The organism is Gordonia sp. (in: high G+C Gram-positive bacteria), assembly GCF_047600385.1.
GTDB lineage: Bacteria > Actinomycetota > Actinomycetes > Mycobacteriales > Mycobacteriaceae > Gordonia.
The window spans coordinates 3,874,328-3,899,373 of record NZ_JASGKZ010000001.1; the positions used below are offsets into that span (position 1 = coordinate 3,874,328).

The window sequence follows — 25,046 nt, forward strand, 5'->3', positions numbered from 1 at the left end:
CACCGGACGGAGACGACCGGAAACAATCCGTCGTCCGGCGACGTTGAACCTGTGTCGTCCCCACACCCGGAAAGTTCTGGACCAGATCGGAGACCGCCATGCGGAAGAAGACCAGCAAGGCCCGCGACACGCACACCGAGATCGACGTCCACCGGCCGTCGGACCTCCCGGAGGCCGAGCCCCGGAGCGGCGAGTCCGACGACAGGCAGGTGCCCGCCCGCGCGGTGGCGCTCGTGACCCGCATCGTCGAGAAGGCCCACCGACTGCAGGAGCCGGCCGTCACCAAATACGTGGCCCGACTCCGCGAGAAGCACCCCGACGACACCCCCGAACAGCTGCTCCGCCGGCTGGAACGCCGTTTCCTCAACACCGTGACCGCCTCGGGCGGCGCGGTGGGCGCCGCGGCGGCGATCCCCGGAGTCGGCACCGTCACGGCCCTCTCCGCGCTCAGCGCCGACACCGCGATCTTCATCGAGGCGTCCGCCCTGTTCGCGTTGGCGACCGCCGAGGTCTACGGCATCGCTCCGCACGAGTCGGAACGACGACGCGCCCTGGTCCTCACCGTCGCCATGGGCGAGGAGGGTCTCTCGGCCCTCGGCAAGGTGGCCGGCGCCCGGAGCACGGACGCGCTGAACCGCCTGATGGGCCCGGCGCTCGCCCCCAAGCGCCTCGCGAGCCTCAACAACGCCCTCACCAAGCGCCTGGTCCGCCGTTTCGCGCTGCGGCGCGCCCCCGTCCTGGTGGGCAAGCTGATCCCCGGCGGGATCGGCGCCGCGGTCGGCGGCATCGGCAACCGCGCACTCGGCTCGATGGTGCTCCGCAACGCACGCGAGGCGTTCGGTCCGCCGCCCCGCTTCTGGGACGTCGACGGCCAGGTGATCGACCTCGGCACCACCGGCACCGGGACCGCGCTCACCGACACCCCGACCGATCCTCCGACGCTGCGCGCGATCGACGGCGAGCGTCTTTGACGTCAGGCCGTCTCCCCCGGCTGGCCGCGTACTGCCTGCGGCACCGACTCCTCGCCCTGATCACCGCCGCCGTCACCCTCGGGGCGGTGGCGGTGGACCTGGTGACCCCGTTGCTCGCCCGCGCGGCGATCGACCAGGCCACCGGGTCCGGTGCCGCGGGCTCCGGGGGCGACGACCCCGTCGCGGTCGGCCTCGGGACCCTCATCGCGCTCCTCCTGGTCGGAGCAGCCGTCCGCTACGCGTGCCAGTTCGGCCGCCGCCTGACGGCCGGTCGGCTCTCCATCGTCGTCCAGGACGACCTGCGCCGGGCCATGCTCGACACCCTCCTGCACGTCGACGGCCGAGCCCGCGGCACGCTCCGGACCGGCCAGGTGGTCTCCCGATCGATCTCCGACCTGCAAGTGGTGCAGGGCCTGCTCGCGATGACCCCGCTGGCGCTCGGCGGGGCCGTCCAGGCCGTCCTGGCGATCGGCATCATGTGGTGGCTCTCGCCGCCGCTCACCCTGGTGACCCTGTCCGTGGTCCCGCTGATCGTGCTGATCGCCTACCGGGGACGTCGTCGCCTGTTCGCCGCGACCTGGGCCGCCCAGCAGGCCGCGGCCGAACTCGCCGGACACGTGGAGGAGACCGTCACCGGCGTCCGGGTGGTGAAGGGCTTCGGGCAGGAGGACCGCGCCACCGACGAACTGATCGACCACGGCCGCACCCTCTACCGGCTCCGACTCCGGACCGCACGCCTCACCGCCCGGTTCACACCGTCGATGAGCGCCGCGCCCCAACTCGGTCTGGTCCTGGTGATCGCGGTGGGCGGCTGGCTCACCCTGCGCGGCGACCTCACCGCGGGCACCTTCCTGGCGTTCTCCACCTACCTCGCGACCATGACCGGCGTCGCGCGGATCCTCACCAACCTCGTCGTCGCCTCCCAACTCGCCGCCGCGTCCGCGGGCCGCGTGTTCGACGTCGTCGACCATCCGCGCGACCCCGCGCTCGCCCACAGCGCCCGGCTCCCCGACGGCCCCCTGGGCATCCGGTTCGACGACGTCCGTTTCGCCCACGACGACCGGCCGGTCCTGCGCGGCGTGGACCTCACCGTGGCGCCCGGCGAATGCGTGGCCGTGGTCGGCGGCCCCGGCTCGGGCAAGTCGACGCTCGCCGCCCTGCTCGACGGCACCCGCCCCGCCGACTCCGGCACCGTCGCCCTCACCAATGCCGCCGGACGCAGCCACCGCGTCGCCGACCTCGCACCGGACTCGCTGCTCGGCGCCGGCGCCCTGACCGTCGTCTTCGACGAGCCCTTCCTCTACTCCGACACCCTCGCCGCCAACGTCGCACTCGGGCCCGAACCCACCCCTCCCGACGACGATCCGGCCCTGCGCACCGCCGTCGACCGGGCGGCGGCCACCGACGTCGTCGACCGGCTCCCCGACGGCTTCGCCACCGTCGTCGGCGAACGCGGCCTCACCCTGTCCGGCGGGCAGCGCCAGCGCATCGCCCTCGCCCGGGCCTTCCACGCCCGCCCGCGGATCCTGGTGCTCGACGACGCCACCTCCGCGGTCGACGCCGTCACCGAGACCGCGATCCTCGCCCGCCTGCGCTCCGCGGAGTCCGGCACCGGGCCGACGACGATGCTGCTACTGGCGCACCGTCGTTCCACCCTCGCCGTCGCCGACCGCGTCGCCGTGCTCGACGGCGGCCGGATCGTCGACGTCGGCACGGTCGACGAGCTCGACGCCCGCTGTCCGCGGTTCCGCGACCTGATGACCCCGCTCGACCCCGCCGCCCTCCGGCCCGCAGACGACGGGGCGACTGCAGACGACGGGGCGGCCGCGGACGATCCGGTGCCCCTGGACCGGCTGTGGCCCGCCCGGGCCCCCGCAGCCGAACGCGCCCGCGCCCGGGTGCGTCCGACGGGTGACGGCCCCGGCGGGGCCCGCGGCGGCGCACCGCTGGCGAACGCGCTCGGCGCGACGCCGGCGACTCCGGAGCTCGCCGCCGCGGTGGCCGCGCTCCCGCCCGCCGACGAGGACCCCGGTGTCGACGTCGAGGACGCCCGGCGCGAGGACCCGTCGTTCTCCCTGCGCCAGATCCTCACGCCGGTGCGCGGACTGCTCGCCGTCGTGCTGGCGACCGTGGTGGTCGACACCCTGATCGGCCTGGCCTTCCCGTCCCTGGCCCGGGTGGTCCTGGACGCCGGGGCCGACGACCACGGCGACGTGCTGTGGGCGGCCGTCGCGGTCGGCCTGGCACTGGTGGCGCTCGCGTGGCTGGCCGGCGCGGTGAACACGCTCCTGGCGGCCCGCGCCGGTGAACGCGTCCTGTACGCGCTGCGCGTGCGCAGCTACGCCCACCTGCAACGCCTCGGCCTGGACTACTACGAGCGCGAGCTGTCCGGGCGGATCATGACGCGGATGACCACCGACGTCGACGCCCTCTCGAACTTCATCCAGACGTCGCTGACCTCCGCGGTGGTCGCGGTGCTCACCGTGATCGGCGTGTTCGGCGCACTGCTGGCCACCGACTGGCACCTGGGGCTGGCGATCGCGCCGGTGTTCCCGATCCTGGCGCTCGCCACCGTCTGGTTCCGGCGGGTGGCCGGCGGCGCCTACACGCGGGCCCGCGACCTGGTCTCCGCGGTGAACGCCGGCTTCCACGAGAACATCGCCGCCCTCGAGACCACCCGCGCCTACCGGCACGCCGAACCCGCCCGACGGCAGTTCGCCCGGCGCAGCGACGCGTGGGTCGAGGCGCGGATGGTGAGCCAGCGCGCGGTGGCGGTCTACTTCCCGTTCATCACGTTCTGCGCGGACGTCGCCACGGCCGTCGCGGTCGGGATCGGCGCGCGGCAGATCGCCGCCGGAGAGCTCTCGGCCGGGACGCTGGTGGCCTTCGTCCTCTATCTGGCGCTGCTGTTCGGACCCGTCCAGCAGCTCACCACCGTGTTCGACGCCTATCAGCAGGCCGCCGTCGGCCTGCGCCGGATCGGCGACCTGCTGGCCACCCCGAGTTCACTGGTGGAGCGGGAGACGACCGCGACCGGCGGCGACACCCCCTCGACCGACGGCGGCGCTCCCTCACCGATAGATGACACCCCCTCGCTGATCGGCGACGCCCCCTCGCTGATCGAGCGAAGTCGAGATCACCCCCCGCCCGACCGCCGAGATCACCGGGGCGGCGCCGAGGTGCGGATGACCGGGGTCGGGTTCCGGTACTCCGGGGCCGCCGTCGACGCCCTGCACGACGTCGACCTCCACCTGGCTCCGGGCGACTCCCTCGCCCTGGTCGGCCCCACCGGAGCAGGTAAGTCGACGGTCGTCAAACTCCTCGCGCGGTTCTACGACCCGGTGCGCGGGACGGTGGCCGTCGACGGCGTCGATCTGCGCACCGTCGACCTGCACCGCCACCGCGCCCGGCTCGGGGTGGTGCCGCAGGAGGCGCATTCGTTCGCCGGCACCGTCGCCGACAACATCGCCTACGGCCGCCCGCACGCCACCCGCGAGCAGATCGCCGCGGCCGCGCACCGGGTCGGCGCCGCGGCGATGATCGCCGAACTGCCCGCGGGCATGCGCACCCCGGTGACCGAACGGGGCCGCAGCCTCTCGTCCGGACAGCGTCAGCTGATCGCGCTCGCCCGCGCGGAACTGGTGGAACCGGACCTGATCCTGCTCGACGAGGCCACCGCGAACCTCGACCAGGCCACCGAGGCCCGGGTCCTCGCCGCGGGGTCCGCGCTCACGCGACGGCGCACCAGCGTGGTCGTCGCCCATCGGCTCGCCACGGCCGCGCGGGCCGACCGGATCGCCGTCGTGCGGGGCGGCCGGATCGTCGAACTCGGGACGCACGCGGAGCTCCTGGCCGCCGACGGCGCGTACGCCGCGCTGTGGGCCGCGGGCGTCGAGCCCGGCGATTCCGGACGTGTCGCCGAGACCACGGAGTGATTCCGACCACTTACTCGTCAGTCGGGTCGGAGGAGGGTCCAAGTGCCCGGCAGAGACCGTCCCGGACGCGTACCATCGACGGTTGGCCGGGGGCGTGGTTTCAACCGCTACGCGCCCTGCTCTGCGATGAACAACACACCCGAACACAAGAGGCGAGACGACGCTGTGAGCAGTTCGACATCCGAGACCGACTACGGACAGAACGAGTGGTTGGTCGAGGAGATGTACCAACGTTTCCAGACCGACCCGGGATCGGTGGATCCCAGCTGGCACGAACTCCTCAAGTCCTACAAGCCCAACGGCGGCGCCGATGCCGCGGCGGCGCCCGCGACACCGGCTCCGGCGGCGCCCGCAGCCGCTCCGGCCGAACCCGCCGCCCCGGCGGCCGCAGCCCCGGCGCCCGAGCCCGCCTCGGCCCCGGCCCCCGCCGCTCCCCCGGCGGCCCCCGCCGCCCCGGCCCCGATCCCGCAGCCGACCCCGGCCAAGCCCGGTCTGACCCTCGATGCGGTGCCGGCCCGCTCCACCCAGAGCGCGCGTAAGGCACCGCCCGCCCAGGTCGCCGCCGGCTCCAAGGCTGCCTCCGGCGTCAGCCGCACCGCGACCGCGGGCAAGCCGTCGTCCGAGCCCGTCGCCGACGAGGCCAAGGTGATCCGCGGACCGGCCGCCGCCATCGTCAAGAACATGAACGCCTCGCTCGAGGTGCCCACGGCCACCAGCGTCCGGGCCATCCCGGTGAAGCTGATGATCGACAACCGCATCGTCATCAACAACCAGCTCGCCCGCACCCGCGGCGGCAAGGTGAGCTTCACCCACATCCTCGGCTACGCGATCGTCCAGGCGCTCAAGGACTTCCCGAACCTCAACCGCCACTTCGCCGAGGTCGACGGCAAGCCCAACGTCGTCACCCCCGCCCACTCCAACCTCGGTCTGGCCATCGACCTGCCCGGCAAGAACGGTGCGCGCACGCTCGTCGTCGCCGCCATCAAGGGCTGCGAGACCATGGGCTTCTTCGAGTTCTGGCAGGCGTACGAGGACATCGTGCGCCGCGCCCGCGACGGCAAGCTCACCGCCGAGGACTTCTCCGGCGTCACCATCTCGCTCACCAACCCCGGCACCATCGGCACCGTGCACTCCGTGCCGCGCCTGATGCCGGGCCAGGGCGCCATCATCGGCGCCGGTGCGATGGAGTACCCCGCCGAGTTCCAGGGCTCCAGCGACAAGCAGCTCGCCGACGCCGGCGTCGGCAAGGTGATGACGCTGACGTCCACCTACGACCACCGGATCATCCAGGGCGCCGAGTCCGGCGACTTCCTGCGCCGCATCCACCACATGCTGCTCGACGATGCCTTCTGGGACGAGATCTTCACCGCCCTGCACATCCCGTACGAGCCGATCCGCTGGCGCCGCGACATCCCGGCCGGCGCGGTGGACAAGAACACCCGCGTCCTGGAGCTGATCGCCGCCTACCGCAGCCGGGGCCACCTGATGGCCGACACCGATCCGCTGATGATGGACAGCGACGCCCGCGCCGCGCACCCGGACCTGGACGTCCTCACCTACGGCCTCACCCTGTGGGATCTGGACCGCGAGTTCACCGTCGGCGGCTTCCACGGCCAGCAGCGGATGAAGCTGCGCGACGTGCTGTCGATCCTGCGGGATGCGTACTGCCGCCACGTGGGCGTCGAGTACACCCACATCCTCGACCCCGAGCAGCAGCGCTGGCTGCAGGAGCGGGTGGAGGTGAAGCACGTCAAGCCGCCGGTGGCCGAGCAGAAGTACATCCTGAGCAAGCTCAACGCCGCCGAGGCCTTCGAGACCTTCCTGCAGACCAAGTACGTCGGCCAGAAGCGCTTCTCGCTGGAGGGCGCCGAGTCGGTGATCCCGATGATGGACGCGGTGATCGACCGCAGCGCCGAGCACAACCTGCAAGAGGTCATCATCGGCATGCCGCACCGCGGCCGCCTCAACGTGCTGGCCAACATCGTCGGCAAGCCCTACTCCAAGATCTTCACCGAGTTCGAGGGCAACCTGGGCAACTCGCAGGCGCACGGCTCCGGCGACGTCAAGTACCACCTGGGCGCCGAGGGCAAGTACTACCAGATGTTCGGCGACAACGAGATCAACGTCTCGCTGACCGCCAACCCCAGCCACCTGGAGGCCGTCGACCCGGTCCTGGAGGGCATCGCCCGCGCCAAGCAGGACCTGCTCCCCGAGGAGGAGCAGTTCGACATCCTCCCGCTGATGCTGCACGGCGACGCCGCGTTCGCCGGCCAGGGCGTGGTCCCCGAGACCTTGAACCTGTCGATGCTGGACGGCTACCGCACCGGCGGCACCGTCCACATCGTCGTGAACAACCAGGTCGGCTTCACCACCGCACCGGAGTACTCGCGCTCCACGCAGTACTGCACCGACGTCGCCAAGATGATCGGCGCCCCGGTGCTGCACGTCAACGGCGACGACCCCGAGGCCTGCGTCTGGGCCGCCCAGCTCGCCGTCGACTACCGCGAGGCGTTCAACCGCGACGTGGTGATCGACCTGGTCTGCTACCGCCGCCGCGGCCACAACGAGGGCGACGACCCGTCGATGACCCAGCCGGCCATGTACGACGTGATCGACAACCTGCGCAGCGTCCGCAAGAGCTACACCGAATCGCTGATCGGTCGTGGCGACATCTCCACCAAGGAGGCCGAGGACGCCCTCCGCGACTACCAGGGCCAGCTGGAGCGGGTCTTCGTCGAGGTCAAGGAGCTGGACCGGTTCAGCCCGGAGCCGTCGCCGTCGATCCTCACCGACCAGACGCCGCAGGTGAACCTGAAGACCTCGGTGCCCCAGGCCGCGCTGACCGCGATCGGCGAGGCCTTCGCGAACGTGCCGGAGGGCTTCACCCCGCATCCGCGCGTGAAGCCGGTGCTGCAGCGCCGCCTGGAGATGACCCGGAAGGGCGACGTCGACTGGGCCTTCGCCGAGCTCATGGCCTTCGGCACCCTGGTCCAGGAGGGCGTCACCGTGCGCCTGTCCGGTCAGGACTCGCGCCGCGGCACCTTCACCCAGCGGCACTCGGTGCTGATCGACCGGGAGAACGGCTCGGAGTACACGCCGCTGAACACCGTCGCCCAGGACGGCCCCGGCCGCTTCCTGGCGTACGACTCGCCGCTGAGCGAGTTCGCCGTGCTCGGCTTCGAGTACGGCTACGCGATCGGCAACCCGGACGCCCTGGTGCTCTGGGAGGCGCAGTTCGGCGACTTCGTGAACGGCGCGCAGTCGATCATCGACGAGTTCATCAGCTCCGGCGAGGCCAAGTGGGGTCAGCGCAGCGACGTCGTCCTGCTGCTGCCGCACGGCCACGAGGGTCAGGGACCGGACCACACCTCCGGCCGCATCGAACGCTTCCTGCAGCTGTGCGCCGAGGGCTCGATGACCGTCGCGCTGCCGTCCACCCCGGCCAGCTACTTCCACCTGCTGCGCCGTCACGTGCACGACGGCATCAGCCGTCCGCTGATCGTCTTCACCCCGAAGTCGATGCTGCGCAACAAGGCCGCGATCTCGCCGATCGAGGAGTTCACCGAGGGCAAGTTCCTCTCGGTGCGCGACGATCCGCGGTTCGCCGGCAACTTCAAGGCCGAGGGCGACAAGCTCGACCGCGCGAGCGTCGAGCGGGTGCTGCTGGTCTCGGGCAAGCTCTACTGGGAGCTCGCCGCCCGGGCCAAGAAGGAGAACCGCACCGACATCGCGATCGTCCGGATCGAGCAGCTGCACCCGGTGCCGCACCGTCGTCTGGGCCGCACCCTGGCGCAGTACCCGAACGCCAAGGACTTCGTCTGGGTCCAGGAGGAGCCGGCGAACCAGGGTCCGTGGCCGTTCCTGGGTCTGTGGCTGCCCGACCTGCTCCCCGAGCAGCTGTCGGGTCTGCGCCGGATCTCGCGCCGCCCGATGTCGGCGCCGTCGTCGGGGTCGTCGAAGGTCCACGCCGTCGAGCAGGCCGAGATCATCGACGAGGCCTTCGCGCAGTGAGTCGTCGACGACGCTGACACGTCACGACCGTCGCTGATCGGGCGGAGTCGAGATCTCGAACTCCGCCCGATCAGCGCGGGAGGACTCGACCGACGCAGAAAGGACCGCGCCACCCGTCCCGGGGGCGCGGTCCTTCGTCGTCTCCGGCCGGAGTCGGGACGTGCCCGGTCAGCCCTCGAGGCTTCCGGCGACGCCGGCGATCGCCAGCAGCGACGTCGTGATCAGCGCGAGCACCTGGTCCCGGCGCATCACCGGATCTGCGATCCAGCGGGTCATCACCTCTTCGACGAAGGCGATCCAGCCCATCACCGCGGCCTCGATCATCGGCGACGCGTCGATCCCCATCGCCGGGGCGAACGCCAGCACCCGACGGGCCACCTCGGTACGCGTCTCCTCGGTGACCGCCCGGATCTCCGGGTCGCCGCTGAGCGCACCGCGCAGCAGTGAGCTGTAGGCCGTGGGGTTGGCCTCGACGTACTCCACGTACGCCGACAGCGAGGCGAGGGCGATCTCGTTCGGGTCCTCCAGGCCCTCCGGCGGCCGGGTCAGGGCGAGCATCTCGCCGGCCTGTTCCCGGAGTATCGCCAGGTGGAAGTCCTGCTTGGACTCGAAGTAGTGGAACATCAGCCCCCGGGACACCCCCGCCGCCTCCGCGACCACCTCCATGGTGACGTCCTCCGGCGGCAGCCGTCTGGCCAGATCGAGCCCGAGATCGAGCAGTTGACGACGGCGCTCCGCCGGACTCATCCGACGACGACGCTCCGCCGCGGGCCGCTCCCGGGCGGGTGTCACCTCGTCGTCGATCGTCATACGACCACCCTAGGGCACTGTTGACAAACCCTCAACAACTATTGACGCGATGTCAGCAAGCCTCTACCGTGACAACAATGACAACACACGATGTAGAGATCGCCATCGTCGGGGCCGGGTTCTCCGGGCTCGGCGCCGCCGTCAAAGCGCAGGAGAACAGCTTCGACGACTACCTCGTCCTCGACCGCGGCACCGACTTCGGCGGCACCTGGCGCGACAACACCTACCCCGGCGCCGCCTGCGACGTCCCGTCGCACCTGTACTCGTACTCCTTCGCGCTGAACCCCGACTGGACCCGCTCCTACTCCCACCAGGAGGAGATCCACCGCTACATCAACGCCGTCGCCGACTCCCACGGCATCGGCGACAAGACCTGGTTCGGCACCGAGGTGACCCGGGCCCGCTGGGACTCCGACGCCGACCGGTGGATCGTCGACGTCGACCGCGACGGCACCGCCGTCCAGGTGCGCGCCCGGCACCTCGTCGGCGGCATCGGCCCGCTGTGCGAACCGAACCTCCCCGACATCGACGGCATCGGCGCGTTCGGCGGGAAGATCATCCACTCGGCCCGCTGGGATCACGACTACGACTTCGCCGGCAAGCGCGTCGCCGTCATCGGTACCGGCGCCTCGGCCATCCAGCTGGTCCCCCACCTCGCCGAAGCCGCCGGCCACCTCGAGGTCTACCAGCGCACCGCGCCGTGGATCATCCCCCGCACCGAACGCCCCTACCTCCCCGCGGAGAACTGGGCGTTCAAGCACGTCCCCGGCCTGCAGAACCTGATCCGCGGGAGCATCTACACCGCCAACGAGGTCGTCGCCGCCGGGATGACCTACGCCCCGAAGGCCCTCAAACCGGTCGAGGCGCTCTGCCGCGCCAACATCTTCAAGGGCATCCGCGATCCAGAGCTCCGCGCGAAGGTGACCCCGACCTTCGCTGTCGGCTGCAAACGCATCCTCAAGTCGAACGACTGGTACCCCGCCCTCGACCGCCCGAACGTCGACCTGGTCACCACCGGGATCGACCGCATCACCGCCGAGGCGATCGTCACCGCGGACGGCGTCGAGCACCCGGTCGACGCGATCGTCGTCGCCACCGGCTTCCACGTCACCGACTCGCCCGTGTTCGAGACCATCCACGGCGCCGACGGCCGCAGCCTCGCCCGGGTCTGGGACGAGATCGGCATGCAGGCCTACAAGGGCACCTTCGTCCACGGCTTCCCCAACATGACTCTGCTCATCGGACCGTCGACCGGCCTCGGCCACACCTCGATGGTGTACATGATCGAGTCCCAGCTGAACTACCTGGTCGACTATCTCGAGAAGACGAAGGCCGAGGGCATCGTCCGCACCGACGTCAGACTCGACGTGCAGAAGAAGTACAACGCCGACCTGCAGGACAAGCTCAAGCGCAGCGTCTGGGTCACCGGCGGATGCTCGTCCTGGTACAAGGACGCCCACGGCGACATCACCACCCTGTGGCCGGGCTTCACCTTCGACTTCCGCAACGCGACCCGGCGCTTCGACATCGCCGCATACGACGTCGTGCGAGGCGCCCGCACCCCGAAGAAGACCACCGAGCCCGCCTCGGTCACCTCCTGACACCCCGACACGAAGGACACAGAACATCATGAAGAACTTCCGCGACAAGGTCGTCGTCGTCACCGGCGCCGGATCGGGCATCGGTCGCGCCCTCGCCCTCGACCTCGCCGAGCGCGGCGCCCAGCTGGCGATCTCCGACGTCGACCCGACCGGCCTGGCCACCACCGGCGCACTGATCGCAGAGAAGACGCCCGGCGCACAGGTGCACTCGCAGCTGCTCAACGTCGCCGAACGGGAGGCCGTGCTGGCATACGCCGACACCGTCGCCGAACACTTCGGCGTCGTCAACGCCGTCGTCAACAACGCGGGCATCGCCCATCACGGCGACCTGGAGACGATGGAGTTCAAAGACATCGAACGCATCATGGACGTCGACTACTGGGGCGTGGTCAACGGCACCAAGGCCTTCCTGCCGGCGATCATCGCCTCCGGCGACGGTGCGATCGTCAACATCTCCTCGCTCTTCGGCCTCCTGGGCATCCCCGGCCAGACCGCCTACAACTCGGCCAAGTTCGCCGTCCGCGGCTTCACCGAGGCCCTCCGCCAGGAGATGCTCCTGAACCACCCCGAGGTCAAGGTCACCTGCGTGCACCCCGGCGGCATCAAGACCGCCGTCGCCCGCAACGCCACCACCTCCGGCGACCTGGACTCGTTCGCCGCGCTCTTCGACAAGTACCTCGCGCACACCTCGCCCGAGAGCGCCGCCCGGATCATCCTGTCGGCGGTCGGCAGGGAGAACGCCCGCGTCCTGGTCGGTCCCGACGCGAAGGTCCTCGACCTGCTGGTCCGACTGACCGGTTCGGCGTACCAGGGCACCGTCGCCCGCGTCACCAGGTTCGCCCTCGACCGGTTCAACGGCTGAGCGCCGGCAGAGAACGAGAGGAGACACCGAGATGAAGGATCTGCGCGACAAGGTCGTCGTGATCACCGGAGCGGGGTCGGGCATCGGCCGCGAACTCGCCGTCCAGGCCGCACGCCGCGGCGCGAAGGTCGCGATCTCCGACGTCGACCCGGCCGGGCTGGGCACCACCGAACGCCTCGTCGGGGAAGTCGGCGGGCAGGTGCACGCCCAGCTGCTCAACGTCGCCGAACGGGAGGCCGTGCTGGCATACGCCGACACCGTCGCCGAACACTTCGGCGCCGTCAACGCCGTCGTCAACAACGCGGGCATCGCGCACAACGGCGAGGTCGAGACGATGGAGTTCAAGGACATCGAACGCATCATGGACGTCGACTACTGGGGCGTGGTCAACGGCACCAAGGCGTTCCTGCCGGCGATCATCGCCTCCGGCGACGGTGCGATCGTCAACATCTCCTCGCTCTTCGGGCTGCTCTCCCAGCCCGGTCAGGCCGCGTACAACTCGGCCAAGTTCGCCGTCCGCGGCTTCACCGAGGCCCTCCGCCAGGAGATGCTCCTGAACCACCCCGAGGTCAAGGTCACCTGCGTGCACCCCGGCGGCATCAAGACGGCCATCGCCCGCAACGCCACCGCCTCCGGCGGCCACGATGCGAAGGCCGGCGCCGAGTTCTTCGACAGGCATCTGGCCCGGACCAGCGCCGCCGACGCCGCCGCGACCATCCTCAAGGCCGTCGAGAACGAGCAGGCCCGAGTACTGGTCGGCGCGGATGCCAAGCTGCTCGACCTCGGCATCCGGGCGATCGGATCCTGGTACCAGGGCATCTCCGCCCGCATCACCAAGATGGCGGGCATTCGACTCGCCACCGGCGGCGCGCCGGGTCCACACCCGAGCGCGATCTCAGGACCCGCGCGTGGCGTACCACTCCGAGGCGACCACCCGCGGGTCCGCCCCCTCGGCCACCCGGGCGGCCAGTCCGGCGAGTTCACCGGTGGTGAGTTCACCGGCGATCCGGCTCAACGCCTTCAACTGCGACCTGCCCAGCGCGGCACTCCGATACACCGGGACCAGATCCTGCGCGCGCGGCGCCGCATCGGACTTCAGGGCGACGACGCCGTGCACCTCACCGGCGCTCGCCGTCACCAGCGCGGGCGCCACACCGAGCGCACCGCCGGAGAGCACCCGGTCGAGCAACGCCTGCACCTGCGGCACCCGCTCCACCGGGCCCGGGCGGCACGCTGCGAACGCCGCCAACTGGTCGTCCGGCACCCCCGGGGCGACGACCAGCGGCAACCCCGCCGGGAGCGCGGCGCACTGCTGCAGCGTCTCGACGTCGTGCCGTTCACGGAGCTCGGCCGAGACGAGCAGCTGCGGCCGGTTGCTCACCCCCGTCGGATCGCCGACGGCCACCCCCTGCGGCAGCGAACGCGCCACCTCGGCGAGCAGTTCTTCGCCCGCCATCGCCTCGGGACGCGCGGTGAGCCTGGTGAGCAGAGCCCCGGTGAACGCCGGGAACAGGTCGGCCTCGCCGGCGGCGACGGCCTCGAGGAGTCGCGCATCGGAGCCGGTCGGAGCGCCCTGGACCGTCGCCGGAGTACCCGACCGGGTCAACCCCACCGCGTAGACGGCGGCCGCCGCCCGCATCGCGGGATCGTCGGACGAGCCGATCCGCAGCGACGGAGCGTCGTCGCCGTCGCAGGCCGCCAGGCCCAGCGCGACGAGCACGACGACGAGGCACGAGGTCAGCAGGCGTGTGGTGTTTCGCATCGCTGCCCACCGTAGTCCACCGGCGACTCCGCTCCGGAACACCCGGCCCCGCCGAATCTCCGCTCGACCGACGAATCGGGCACCCGGTGTCGCGCGGACGGCCCGAACCGGCATCCCTCGCTACGATCACCCCGTGCCCTCGCTTCACTGGGGTCCGTCCGGCGGAGACCGTCGTGCCGACCCGCCCCTCCCGCCGATCCCCGCGAACCGCGCCGTCGTCGACTGCGGCGTCTACGTCGACGGCGTCCGACAGCCCGGACTCCGCGACTTCGCGAACGCCTACCGGCACGTCCGCGAGACCGGTGAGGGCTTCGTCTGGCTCGGCCTGCACTCCCCCAACGAGAAGCAGATGACCACTGTCGCCGAGGTCTTCGGACTGCACCACCTGATCGTCGAAGACCTGGTGAGCGCGCACCAGCGCCCCAAACTCGAGCTGTACGACGACATCGTGTTCCTGGTCCTGCGCTCGATCCACTACATCGATCACGACAGCCTCGACCGCGCCAACGACATCGTCGACGCCGGCGAGATCATGCTCATCTCCGGGCGGGACTTCGTGATCACGGTCCGCCACGGCGACCACACACAGCTCGCCGGGGTCCGCGCCGCCCTCGAGGCACGACCGGAGATCCTCCGCCACGGACCGGCGATCGTCGTGCACGGCGTCGCCGACCGCGTCGTGGACTCCTACGTCGACGTCGTCGACCAGATGCAGCCGGACATCGACGAACTCGAGGAACGGATCTTCGCGGCGTCGACCGCCGAACTCGACATCGACGTCGTGTATCTGTCTCAGCGGGAGGTCCTGGAGTTACGACGAGCCGTGCTCCCCCTCGCGCCCCCGCTCGCATGGCTCTCCGGCAACGAGCGGCCACCCGTCGCCCGCCATCTCGAACTCGACGCCGGTCACCTCACCGAACTGATCGGCGGACACCGCGAAGCCGAGATCCGGCGGCACTTCCGCGACGTCGCCGACCACCTGAGCACCGTGATCGACATGGTGAACGAGTACGACAACCGCCTCGGTTCGCTGCTGCAGGCCGCCGCGACCAAGGTGAGCATCCAGCAGAGCACCGACATGCGCAAGATCTCGGCCTGGGCCGCCCTCGCCGCCGTGCCCACCATGATCGCCGGGATCTACGGCATGAACTTCGAGTTCATGCCCGAACTCAAGTGGGAGTTCTCCTACCCGGTGGTCCTGCTCGTCATGATCGGCGTCTGCGCCCTGCTGTGGCGGTCGCTGCATCGGAACAAGTGGTTGTAGCCGTCTGCTCTTCTCCTTGTCTGTGAGGCGTGTCGGTCGGGAATCACTTCTTCGTCAGTCCTCGGCCCGTCCCAGGATCGAGCGCTTTCCCGAGATCCTGCGGAGGGCTCAGAAGCGATCCCCGCCCGACACTCTCGACACCGAGATGAGCGCTCACGGCCCCTCGCCTCATCCGGGAAACGGGTTTCACGTCGGCGGAGCGCGATGGCTACCGACCGTTCGCTCGGTGGTCTCCTGCAGTGCAGTTCGCGCCCCTAGCCTGACCCGGGTAGAGACCACCACCCGATCCGAAAGGCGCATTCGTTGCGTAACAAACTCCCCGACCTGGTCGCGATCCTGTTCGCGGCGGTCCTCGCCGTCGTCCTCACCGCCTGTGGCGGCGGCAGCGACCCGGCACCCGAGTCCTCCACGACGTCCGCTTCGGCCGCGGCGGACGACGACATGACGCTCACCCTCGTCCGGCACGGCCAGTCGGCCGGGAACTCGTCCGGCGTGATCATCACGACCGTGCCCGGACCCGACCTCACCGACCTGGGCCGAGAGCAGTCAAAGACTGCGGCCGCGGCCTTCAAGGACCGCGACTTCGACGGCGTCTACGCCTCGCCGATGGTGCGGACGCAGCAGACCGCCGAGCCGACCGCGGCGGACCTCCGGATGAAGACGGTCGTCGTCGACGGCATCCAGGAGATCCCCGCCGGCGACTACGAGGGCACGCCGGAGGCCGACGCCGCCAAGACCTACCTGGTGGCACCGATCAAGTGGACCGAAGGCGATCTCTCCGCCCGCATGCCCGGCGCCGAGAGCGGCGAGGAGTTCCAGAAGCGCGTCAACGGCGCGATCGCGAAGATCCGCGACGCGGGCAGCCGCAAACCCGTCGTGTTCAGCCACAGCGGCACCATCACCACGTGGACCCTGATGAACGTCAAAGACAAGAAGGGCCGCGCGCTTCCCGCGGACCTGCTGAAGAACACCGGTTACGTCGTCGTCAAGGGCAGCCTGGAGAAGGGCTGGACCCTGCAGGAGTGGCACACCGCGCCCGCCGGCGAGAAGTAGCCCCGATTCCGAACCGTCCCGTCCGGTGACCGTGAACGGCGCCGGACGGGGCTGTCGTTCAGCTCGGGGTGACGCCGCCCCGGGTGGGGTCGGTGACGTCGACGCCCGCCTCGGACCACGCCTCGCGGAGTGCGTCGGCCCCCTTGAGCCGCACCCAGGCCGCCTCGTTCGCGGTGATCGGCACCGCGCGCAGGAAGCGGACCGGGTCGGCGGGGGCGTCGAGCACGAGGTCGTCGATCCCCGAGTCGCCCGAGAGCAGCAACGCCGAGCAGATCGCCCCGCCCCACAGCGGTTCCTGGAGGTCGATCAGCGAGTCCTCGCCCAGGATCAACCCCTCGACGGCCGGCGCCGCCGCGACCGTGGCCAGCGACTTGTGCAGCCCGGGCAGCGCCGTCGTCGGCCGGAGCCGCACCACCAGTTCCGCGCGCGGCCCGCGCACCGGGTCCGGCGCCAGATCCGACGGATCGTGCATCGGGTGCCGCGAACACCCCACCGTCGCGAACACCACCTCCGCCTCCCCCGGCTCCTGAGCCCGCTTCGCCTGAGCCCGTTTCACCGTCGCCCGGGTCTGCTTCCCCGTCCCCGGAGCCCGTTCGTCCGCCCCCTGAGCCCGTCGAAGAGCGGCGAACCGCAGCACGTCGATCGGTTCGACGCCGAGGAACGTGACACTGGCCTTCTGCGGCGTCGTGCCGAGCGCGTCGGTCAGGTGTGCGGTGACGAGGGCGGGAACAGAACTCACCCGTCGGACGCTACCGCAGCGAGAGGCCGGTGGCGGTGTCGAACACGTGCAGCAGACGCGGTTCCATCGCCAGGTGCAGGGTGCCGCCGCGCGGGACCTGCGTGTACGGCAGCAGGCGCGCCACCTTCTGACCGCCCTGGGTGGTGGCGCCCAGATCCTCGGCCAGCTGGTCGAGCACGCCGGCGGCCGGGCCGGGGGCCTCGAGCGTGAAGTAGTAGTACTTGTCCGAGCCCATCGACTCGACGATGTCGACGCGGGCGTCGAAGGTCTTCATGATCTCCAGGCGATCGGCCTCCATCTGCGTCGCGTCGGCCAGGTGCTCGGGCCGCACGCCCACCAGCACGTCGCCCTGGCTTCCGGCCCGCTGCGCGTTGGCGACGACCTGCCGGTAGTCGGGCAGATCGATGTGCCCCACGGCCGAGTCGATGCCGTTCGCGGTGAGCCGGCCCGGGATGAAGTTCATCGCGGGCGAGCCGATGAAGCCCGCCACGAACAGGTTCACCGGATGGTCGTAGAGCTCCTGCGGTGCACCGACCTGCTGCACCACGCCGCCGCGCATCACCACGACGCGGTCGCCGAGCGTCATCGCCTCGGTCTGGTCGTGCGTGACGTACACGGTGGTCACACCCAGCCGATCCTGCAGTTCGGCGATCTCGGTCCGCATCTGCACGCGCAGTTTGGCGTCGAGGTTCGAGAGCGGCTCGTCCATCAGGAAAGCCCGCGGCTGGCGCACGATCGCACGACCCATCGCCACGCGCTGGCGCTGACCGCCGGACAGGTTGGCCGGCTTGCGGTCGAGGTAGGCGTCCAGATCCAGGATCCGGGAGGCCTCGGCCACCTTGGCGGCGATCTGGTCCTTCGGCAGCTTCTGCAGCGTCAGCGGGAAGGCGATGTTCTCGCGCACCGTCATGTGCGGGTAGAGCGCGTAGCTCTGGAACACCATCGCGATGTCGCGGTCCTTCGGGGCGACGTCGTTCATCACCTGTCCGCCGATGGACAGGGTGCCGCTGGAGATGTCCTCCAGTCCGGCGATCATGTTCAGCGTCGTCGACTTGCCGCAGCCCGACGGGCCGACCAGGATGACGAACTCGCCGTCGGCGATCTGCAGGTTGACGCCCTGCACGGCCGTCGAGCCGTCCGGGTACTGCTTGGAGACGTTCTCCAGAACGATGTCGGCCATGGGTTATCCCTTCACCGCGCCGGAGGTGAGACCGGCCACGATACGACGTTGGAAGAAGAGCACGAAGATGATGATCGGAACGGTGATCACCACGGCGGCCGCGGCGATCGAACCGGTGGGTTCCTCGAACTGGCTGGCGCCGGTGAACTGACTGATCGCGACGGGCGCGGTGACGGCGCGTTCGGTCGACGTCAGCGAGAGCGCCAGCAGCAGGTCGTTCCAGGCGAAGATGAACACCAGGATCGCGGCGGTCACCACACCGGGTGCGGCCAGCGGCACGATCACGCGGCGGAAGGCCTGCGCCTGAGTGGCGCCGTCCATCATGGCCGCCTTCTCCAGATCCCACGGGATCTCCTTGAAGAACGCCGACAGCGTGTAGATCGCCAGCGGCAGCGCGAAGGCGGTGTACGGGACGATCAGGCCGATCCAGGTGTCGAAGATGCCCAGCCGTCGCTCGATGTTGAACAGCGGGGTCACCAGCGAGATCTGCGGGAACATCGCGATCAGCAGCGCGACGCCGACCAGCAGTTTCTTGCCGCGGAACTCCAACCGCGCGATGGCGTAGGCGGCCATGGTGCCCAGCACCACCGCGACCAGCGTGGTGAGCAGGCCGACGCCGATCGAGTTGATCAGCGACGACGTGAACAGGCTGGTCTCGAAGATGCCCTTGTAGTTGTCGAGCGTCCACTGGCGCGGGATGAAGTTCCCGTCGGTCACGCTGCCCGCGGGTTTGAACGAGAGGCTGATGATCCACCAGAGCGGGATCACCGCGTAGAGCACCACCAGCAGATTGACGATGGACCAGCCGACGCGGCGATTGGTCGTGCTGTTCATGCCCGGCTACCTCCCCTCGTTGTCGGAGCCGGGCGCGGCGGCGCCGAACAGCTTGATGAAGATGAACGCGATGAGCGCCACGCACAGGAAGATCAGGATGCTGACCGCCGACCCGATGCCCAGGTTGAACGCCTTGAACAGGTTGTTGTAGCCGAGCATGGAGACCGAACCGGTGTCGTGGTTGCCCTTGGTCAGGACGTAGATGTTGTCGAAGATCCGGAAGGCGTCGAGCGTGCGGAACAGCAGCGCCACCAGGATCGCCGACTTCATCATCGGCAGCGTGATCTTGACCAGTCGCGTCCACGCGCCCGCGCCGTCGACCTGGGCGGCCTTCAGCAGGTCGTCGGGCACCAGCGCCAGCCCGGCCAGCAGCAGCAGCGCCATGAACGGCGTCGTCTTCCACACCTCGGCGAGGATGATGATGAACATCGACGACCAGTGGTGTGTCAACGGGTCGTAGCCCTCGGGCAGGAGCAGGTTCGCGAGGTATCCGGTGCCCGGCGTCCACGCGTAGTACCAGGAGAACGCGGCCGCGACCGTCACGATGCCGTACGGGATCAGCACGACGGTGCGGACGGTGCCCCTACCGAAGACGGTCCGGTGCATTACCATCGCGATCGCCATGCCCAGGACCAGTTCGACGGCCACCGAGACCACGGTGATGAACAGCGTGACCCACAGCGCGTTCCACCAGTAGCCGTCCGAGAGGACCGTCGCGTAGTTGGCGAACCACACGAACTCGGTGTCGTCCGGGGCGGTCAGGGTGGCCCGGTTCAGCGAGAGCCAGAAGGCGTAGACGATCGGATACGCCGTCACCAGGAGCATGACGAGCGCGGCCGGGGCCACCAGCGCGTACGCCAGCCGGCGTTCACCGGCCTCGCGGTCGGAGATCTTGTTCTTCGGCGCTCGGCCTCCGCCGCCGACCGGATCGGCGCCGACGTCGAGCAGGTCGGTCATCGACCCGGTGGCCGCCGCCGACAGCGGCGGCGCGGGCCTGCGCTGCGGTGCATTGGAACTGTGTGACATGTGTGACATCCGCGGTAGCTCGGGGATCGGGGGCATGGCCGGGAGCGGCTGGGAGGGCGGTCCGGCCGATGTGCGTCTGCCGAGGTCGACGGTGTCGCCCGGCACGTCCGCCGGCGACCAGGACTCGGTCGACGACGGCGCCCACTCCGCCGAGTCCGGTTCTCGGAAGTCCAGCGACATCGGTGGCTCCGACGCCTTCCGAAGATCCGCCGCCTCTCCCGGATCCGGTTTCTCCGGACGGTCCCGGGCCCCGGGGAGATCGGCGGTCGCCTGCGGGTCGGGGGCCTCGGAGAGGTCCGACGTCTCGGGACCCTCCCGCTCGGGGCGATCCCGCGGTGAGGAGATCGTCGCCCAGTCGGGAAGGTCCGGCCAGGCGGGAAGCTCCATCTCGAAGGGTTTCGAGAGGCTCGTGGGCAGCGGATCGTCGGCGGGGAACGGATCCGACGCGGGGGCGCTCAACGGATCCGGATCGTTCAGCGGATCCCGTCCGAGACCGCCGAAACGCTCCGGGGGAACCCAGATGTCCGAGTGCACGGGCGGGACCGATCGATCCAGTCGGTCCGGCCAGCCCAGTTTCACCGCCCAGTCCCGCTTGCCCGGACGATCGGCCTGCTCCCGGGCGTCCGCAGGATCCTGTTCCTCCGCCGAGTCCGGCTCCTCCGCCGAGTCCGGCCCGTCCGCCGAGTCCTGTTCAGCGGGCCGGTCCTGCGCCTCCGGCTGATCCTGCGCGTCCGACTCGTCCGGCCGATCCGACTCCTCCGGCCGATCCTGCGTGTCCGACGGTTCCCGCTCGTCCGACGTGTTCTCGTCGTCGGTGGTCACGGGATGATCCCCTCCCCGTCGACGGCCTTCTGGACCTGCTCGGCCAGGGTGTCGACCATGGTCTCCGGATCCCACTGGCCCACCGGGCTGAGCGTCGCGGTGACCAGCGTGGAGACCGCCTGATACTGCGGCGTCGCCGGGCGGGGCGCCACGTGCTCCTCGGTGAGCTGCGTGCGGATGTCGTCGCCCATCGGGTAGGCGATCTTGAAGTCGGGCTCGTCGTACAGCGCCTCGATCGTCGGCGGCAGCGCGCCCTTCAGCGCGTAGTCACGCTGGGCATCCTTGCTGGTGAGGCACTCGGCCACCGTCGAGGCCAGTTCCGGCTGCTGCGAGGTGGCGGCGACGGCGATGTTCAGACCGCCCAGGGTCGACTTCGCCGGCTTGTCCGCGGAGACCGCCGGATACGGGACGAAGTCGAAGGATTTGCGGACCACCCGGTTGATCGGCACCAGTTCCTGCGCGGTCGGCGGGTTCTCCTCGTCCAGGATCTTCTCGCTGTAGGGGGCCAGCAGATCCTTCAGGAACGCGACGTCGCCGGAGGCGCCGTTCTGCCGGGCCGAGGAGAACACGAACGGCCAGTTGATCTGGAAGGCCGATTCGCCCTTCTCCATGCCGTCCCGCGCGGTGCCCTCGTTGGAGTTGGTGATCGACGGATCGGCGCCGGGGTACGAGGCCACCTGCTTGAGGATCCGCAGCGCCGTCAGCGTCGCCTCCCGATGCTCGGGGGTGTCGTTGAGGGTCTGCTTGGACGGATCGTCCGGGTCCAGGATGGCGCCGCCCGCGCTCTGCAGCACCGAGTTGAACCACACCATCAGGCCCTCGTACTGACTGCCCTGCACCAGGATGCGGGTCGGACCGCTCGGATCGGCCTGATGGATCTTCTCCGAGTCGGCGATCATCTGATCCCAGGTCGTCGGCGCCTTGGCACGCGGACCGACGTACTGTTTCAGCGCATCCGGCCGGAACCAGAGCAGCTGGGTGTTGGTCCAGATCGGCAACGCGTACAGGCGGCGCTCGGCGTCGTCGGGCCGCTTCCACATGGCGGTCTCGACCGGTCCCGCGAGGTGCGTCCGCTCGATCTCCGCGGCCAGCGCGTCCGGCACCGGCACGATCCAGCCCGCGTTGGCGAACTCCGCGGTCCACACGACGTCCATGGCCATGATGTCCAGGCCCTCGTCGCCGCCGGCCAGGCGGCGTGCCAGCTGGAGCCGCTGGCCGTCGGCGTCCTTCGGGAGCACCGTGACCTTGGCCTCGTACTCGCCGTTCGACTCCGTGGTGCAGATCGCGGCGCGTTTCTCCACGTCGCCCGCACCGTCGGCGGGCACGTAGATGTTGACGACGCCCGGCGTGTGCCCGGCACCGCACGCGACGAGCGCGGGCGCGAGCACCGCTCCCGCCGCCGCGGCGGCCGCGAGCCGGGTCCGCAGACGACGCCGGCGACGCCTTCCGGAGAATTCCTCTGAGCCCATCGCGCCAAACGCCTCCTGAACCATGGTTGTCGACCGCAGACCCACCTGAGCGGCGCCTGTGAAATCTCATGCGGGGCTAACGTTAGCCGACATGACACGTGACGCAACGCACAAGCCGCGTCCCGGGGTGTCCGAAAACCGATTCACGACGACGAAGCGCCCGCCGGAGGCGGGCGCTTCGTCGAGTTCACCGGGTGTTTCCACCAATACCGTTGCGCGCGAACGGCTGTCCCGCCCGGCGCACTGTGACCGCCCCTACAGTGCGAGTCGGGTGAGCATGTCGCGCGCCTGCTCGGCGCTGCCGGGATCGCACAGGACGTCGTACCGACCGGCCACCAGCTGCATGGTCGACGCGAAATCACGCTGGCCGCGCGTCGCGGCGTACGGGATGGCCGCGCTGATCAGACCGAAGACGATGCCCGCGCTCACGCAGAAGAGCAGCGGCCCCACCAGGTTGCCGCCGGTGAAGATGCTGATGATGATGCCGAAGAACAGACCGAGCCAGGCGCCCGAGACCACGCCGCCGCCCAGCACCTTGCCCCACGTCAGACGCCCCACCACCCGCTCGACCTGCATCAGGTCGACGCCGACGATGGTCAGCTTCTCCACCGCGAACTCGTTGTCGGACAGGTGGTCGACGGCCTTCTGCGCCTGCTCGTAGGTGTCGTACGAGCCCACCGGCCATCCGGTCGGCTTGGTCGGCAGGCCCGGGGTCGGGCGCATCGGCTGGGTCATGTCTCCCCCTGTGGGACGGTTCTCTCGTTCGGAATCCGACCCGAGCTTCTAGGCTGGTCCTCATGACGCCCACGCTCAAGGTCTTTGTCGCCAGATTAGTCGGTCTGGTGGTCCTGGGTCCGGACGGAGAGTCCATCGGCCGGGTGCGCGACGTCGTCGTCTCCATGCATCTGCCCGGTCGCCGGCCGCGGGCGCTCGGCCTGGCGGTGGAGCTCACCGCGACCCGGCGCCGGATCTTCCTGCCGATGGGCCGGGTCACCAACATCGACGCCGACGCGGTCACCCTGACCACCGGCCGGATCAACATGCGCAAACTCCAGCTGCGGCCCAACGAGGCGTTGGCGATCGGCCAGATCCTCGACAGCCGGGTGCAGACCGACGACCCGGACCATCCCGAGGTCCACGGCATGGACCTGTCGATCGTCGACCTGGAGATCGAACGGGCCCGGGCCCTGGACTTCGTGGTGAGCCGGGTCGCGCTGCGCACCATCCGCAAGGGCCTGCGACGCCGGGGCGAGACCGTCGTCGTGCCGTGGAACAACGTGCGGGGCCTGACCCGGATGAACCTGGACCGCCCCGGACACGGCGTGGGGCTGGCGCTCTCCCAGTTCGAGGGCATGCGTCCGGCCGACGTCGCCGGCGCCCTGCGCGAACTCCCCGAGAAGCGCCGCGCCGAACTGGCCGCGGCGCTCGACGACGAACGGCTCGCCGACGTCCTGCAGGAGATGTCCAGCGACGAGCAGACCGCCATCCTGGCGTCCCTGAAGCCGTCGCGCGCCGCCGACGTGCTCGAGGCGATGGACCCCGACGACGTCGCCGACCTCCTCGGCGACCTGCCCCGCGCCGAGGCCGAGGCGCTGCTGGCCCGCATGGACCCGGAGGAGTCCGAGCCGGTCCGTCGACTGCTCCTGCACTCCCCGGACACCGCGGGCGGTGTGATGACCCCCGAACCGATCATCGTCTCGGCCGGGGCGACCGTCGCCGAGGCGCTCGCCCGGATCGCCAACCCCGACATCACCTCGGCCACCGCCACCATGGTGCTGGTGGTCCGCCCGCCCACCAGCACCCCGACCGGCAAGTTCCTCGGCGTCGCCCACATGCAGGCGCTGCTGCGGGAGCCGCCGGCCAACCTGGTCGTCGGCGTGCTCGACGACGACATCCCCCGCCTCTCCCCGGACGACTCGCTGGAGGCGATGACGCGGTTCTTCGCGACCTATAACCTGGTGCTCGCGCCGGTGGTGGACGAGGCGGGCCACCTCCTGGGGGCCGTCGCCGTCGACGACCTGCTGGACGCCGGGCTTCCCCGCGACTGGCGCGAACACGAACCGGAGGACACCGCAGAGATGGCAGGACCGCGATGAGCCCCCGCCGCCTCGACACCCCCAGCGAGGGCCGTCGCAGCTTCGGGAGCGGCATCGACGCCGACATCGTCGGCGTGTACGCCGAACGGGTCGCCCGATTCCTCGGCACCGGCACCTATCTGGCCCTGCAGACCGTCATCGTGGTGGTCTGGATCCTGCTGAACATCGGCGTCTTCACCTGGGGCTGGGATCCGTATCCCTTCATCCTGCTCAACCTGGCGTTCTCGACGCAGGCGGCCTACGCCGCCCCGCTGATCCTGCTCGCCCAGAACCGGCAGGAGAACCGCGACAAGGTCGCGCTCGACGAGGACCGGATCCGGGCCGCCCAGACCAAGACCGACACCGAGTTCCTGGCCCGTGAACTGGCCGCGGTCCGCCTGGCCGTCGGCGAGACGGTGACGCGCGACTATCTGCGCCGCGAGCTCGACGACCTGCTCGACGACCTCGTCGAACGCCTGGCGGCCCGCGCCGACGCACCGTCCGACGGCTCCTCGAACGAGCCCCGGAAACGGTAGCGGACACCGCAGAACTTACCGCACGGTATGCTGACTCACAGTCTGCGGCCGGAGAATCCGGACATCCGGCCGCACTGAAGGTATCGACTGGAGTCA

General features: G+C 70.3%; 17 protein-coding genes and 1 pseudogene. 10 read left to right on the forward strand and 8 right to left on the reverse strand.

What is annotated here, in order from left to right:
• The first annotated feature begins 98 nt into the window (after positions 1–98).
• The 3 genes from QM809_RS17430 to QM809_RS17440 all read left to right on the forward strand — a co-directional run bounded on the left by QM809_RS17430 (position 99) and on the right by QM809_RS17440 (position 8,917).
• A complete protein-coding gene (locus QM809_RS17430; RefSeq protein WP_415046944.1) occupies positions 99–971 on the forward strand; it encodes a hypothetical protein in 873 nt (290 codons plus the stop codon).
• Positions 968–4,906, forward strand: a complete 3,939-nt coding sequence (locus QM809_RS17435; protein WP_415046945.1) for an ABC transporter ATP-binding protein — start codon at positions 968–970, stop codon at positions 4,904–4,906. The genes QM809_RS17430 and QM809_RS17435 overlap by 4 nt, the downstream gene beginning before the upstream one ends.
• Before the next feature lie 165 nt (positions 4,907–5,071).
• On the forward strand, positions 5,072–8,917 hold the full coding sequence (locus QM809_RS17440; RefSeq protein WP_415046946.1) for a multifunctional oxoglutarate decarboxylase/oxoglutarate dehydrogenase thiamine pyrophosphate-binding subunit/dihydrolipoyllysine-residue succinyltransferase subunit: 3,846 nt from the start codon (positions 5,072–5,074) through the stop codon (positions 8,915–8,917).
• Between the two features lie 168 nt (positions 8,918–9,085).
• Here the strand turns inward: QM809_RS17440 and QM809_RS17445 are convergent, their stop codons facing one another.
• Complete coding sequence (locus QM809_RS17445) at positions 9,086–9,727, reverse strand: TetR/AcrR family transcriptional regulator (RefSeq protein ID WP_415046947.1); 642 nt, start codon at positions 9,725–9,727, stop codon at positions 9,086–9,088.
• Between the two features lie 77 nt (positions 9,728–9,804).
• Here QM809_RS17445 and QM809_RS17450 point away from each other — a divergent pair, with 77 nt between their 5' ends.
• From QM809_RS17450 to QM809_RS17460, 3 genes and pseudogenes are all read left to right on the forward strand, one after another.
• Positions 9,805–11,328 (forward strand): flavin-containing monooxygenase, encoded by a 1,524-nt coding sequence (locus QM809_RS17450; protein ID WP_415046948.1) that lies wholly within the window; start codon positions 9,805–9,807, stop codon positions 11,326–11,328.
• Between the two features lie 28 nt (positions 11,329–11,356).
• On the forward strand, positions 11,357–12,190 hold the full coding sequence (locus QM809_RS17455; protein ID WP_415046949.1) for an SDR family NAD(P)-dependent oxidoreductase: 834 nt from the start codon (positions 11,357–11,359) through the stop codon (positions 12,188–12,190).
• 31 nt (positions 12,191–12,221) lie between these two features.
• Positions 12,222–13,034: pseudogene (locus QM809_RS17460) on the forward strand (SDR family NAD(P)-dependent oxidoreductase); the annotation flags it as partial.
• A gap of 51 nt (positions 13,035–13,085) precedes the next feature.
• Here QM809_RS17460 and QM809_RS17465 read toward each other — a convergent pair.
• Complete coding sequence (locus QM809_RS17465; RefSeq protein WP_415047136.1) at positions 13,086–14,066, reverse strand: glycine betaine ABC transporter substrate-binding protein; 981 nt, start codon at positions 14,064–14,066, stop codon at positions 13,086–13,088.
• Positions 14,067–14,085: 19 nt separating this feature from the next.
• Here QM809_RS17465 and QM809_RS17470 point away from each other — a divergent pair, with 19 nt between their 5' ends.
• On the forward strand, positions 14,086–15,216 hold the full coding sequence (locus tag QM809_RS17470) for a magnesium and cobalt transport protein CorA (RefSeq protein ID WP_415046950.1): 1,131 nt from the start codon (positions 14,086–14,088) through the stop codon (positions 15,214–15,216).
• Between the two features lie 303 nt (positions 15,217–15,519).
• Positions 15,520–16,269: a histidine phosphatase family protein gene (locus QM809_RS17475; protein ID WP_415046951.1), complete on the forward strand. Its 750-nt coding sequence runs from the start codon at positions 15,520–15,522 to the stop codon at positions 16,267–16,269.
• A 58-nt stretch (positions 16,270–16,327) separates the two neighbouring features.
• Here the strand turns inward: QM809_RS17475 and QM809_RS17480 are convergent, their stop codons facing one another.
• From QM809_RS17480 to QM809_RS17505, 6 genes are all read right to left on the reverse strand, one after another.
• Entirely contained in the window at positions 16,328–17,008 is a 681-nt protein-coding gene (locus QM809_RS17480) for a suppressor of fused domain protein (protein ID WP_415046952.1), read from the reverse strand.
• Between the two features lie 10 nt (positions 17,009–17,018).
• A complete protein-coding gene (locus tag QM809_RS17485; RefSeq protein ID WP_415046953.1) occupies positions 17,019–18,188 on the reverse strand; it encodes an ABC transporter ATP-binding protein in 1,170 nt (389 codons plus the stop codon).
• A 3-nt stretch (positions 18,189–18,191) separates the two neighbouring features.
• On the reverse strand, positions 18,192–19,022 hold the full coding sequence (locus QM809_RS17490; RefSeq protein ID WP_415046954.1) for a carbohydrate ABC transporter permease: 831 nt from the start codon (positions 19,020–19,022) through the stop codon (positions 18,192–18,194).
• A gap of 6 nt (positions 19,023–19,028) precedes the next feature.
• Positions 19,029–20,228, reverse strand: a complete 1,200-nt coding sequence (locus tag QM809_RS17495; RefSeq protein WP_415047137.1) for an ABC transporter permease subunit — start codon at positions 20,226–20,228, stop codon at positions 19,029–19,031.
• 638 nt (positions 20,229–20,866) lie between these two features.
• Positions 20,867–22,339: an extracellular solute-binding protein gene (locus tag QM809_RS17500; RefSeq protein WP_415046955.1), complete on the reverse strand. Its 1,473-nt coding sequence runs from the start codon at positions 22,337–22,339 to the stop codon at positions 20,867–20,869.
• Positions 22,340–22,594: 255 nt separating this feature from the next.
• Positions 22,595–23,074, reverse strand: a complete 480-nt coding sequence (locus QM809_RS17505; protein WP_415046956.1) for a general stress protein — start codon at positions 23,072–23,074, stop codon at positions 22,595–22,597.
• 62 nt (positions 23,075–23,136) lie between these two features.
• Between QM809_RS17505 and QM809_RS17510 the strand changes: the two genes are divergently transcribed.
• Positions 23,137–24,435, forward strand: a complete 1,299-nt coding sequence (locus QM809_RS17510; protein WP_415046957.1) for a magnesium transporter MgtE N-terminal domain-containing protein — start codon at positions 23,137–23,139, stop codon at positions 24,433–24,435.
• On the forward strand, positions 24,432–24,950 hold the full coding sequence (locus QM809_RS17515) for a DUF1003 domain-containing protein (RefSeq protein WP_415046958.1): 519 nt from the start codon (positions 24,432–24,434) through the stop codon (positions 24,948–24,950). Before QM809_RS17510 ends, QM809_RS17515 begins: the two co-directional genes overlap by 4 nt.
• The last annotated feature ends 96 nt before the right edge of the window (positions 24,951–25,046 follow it).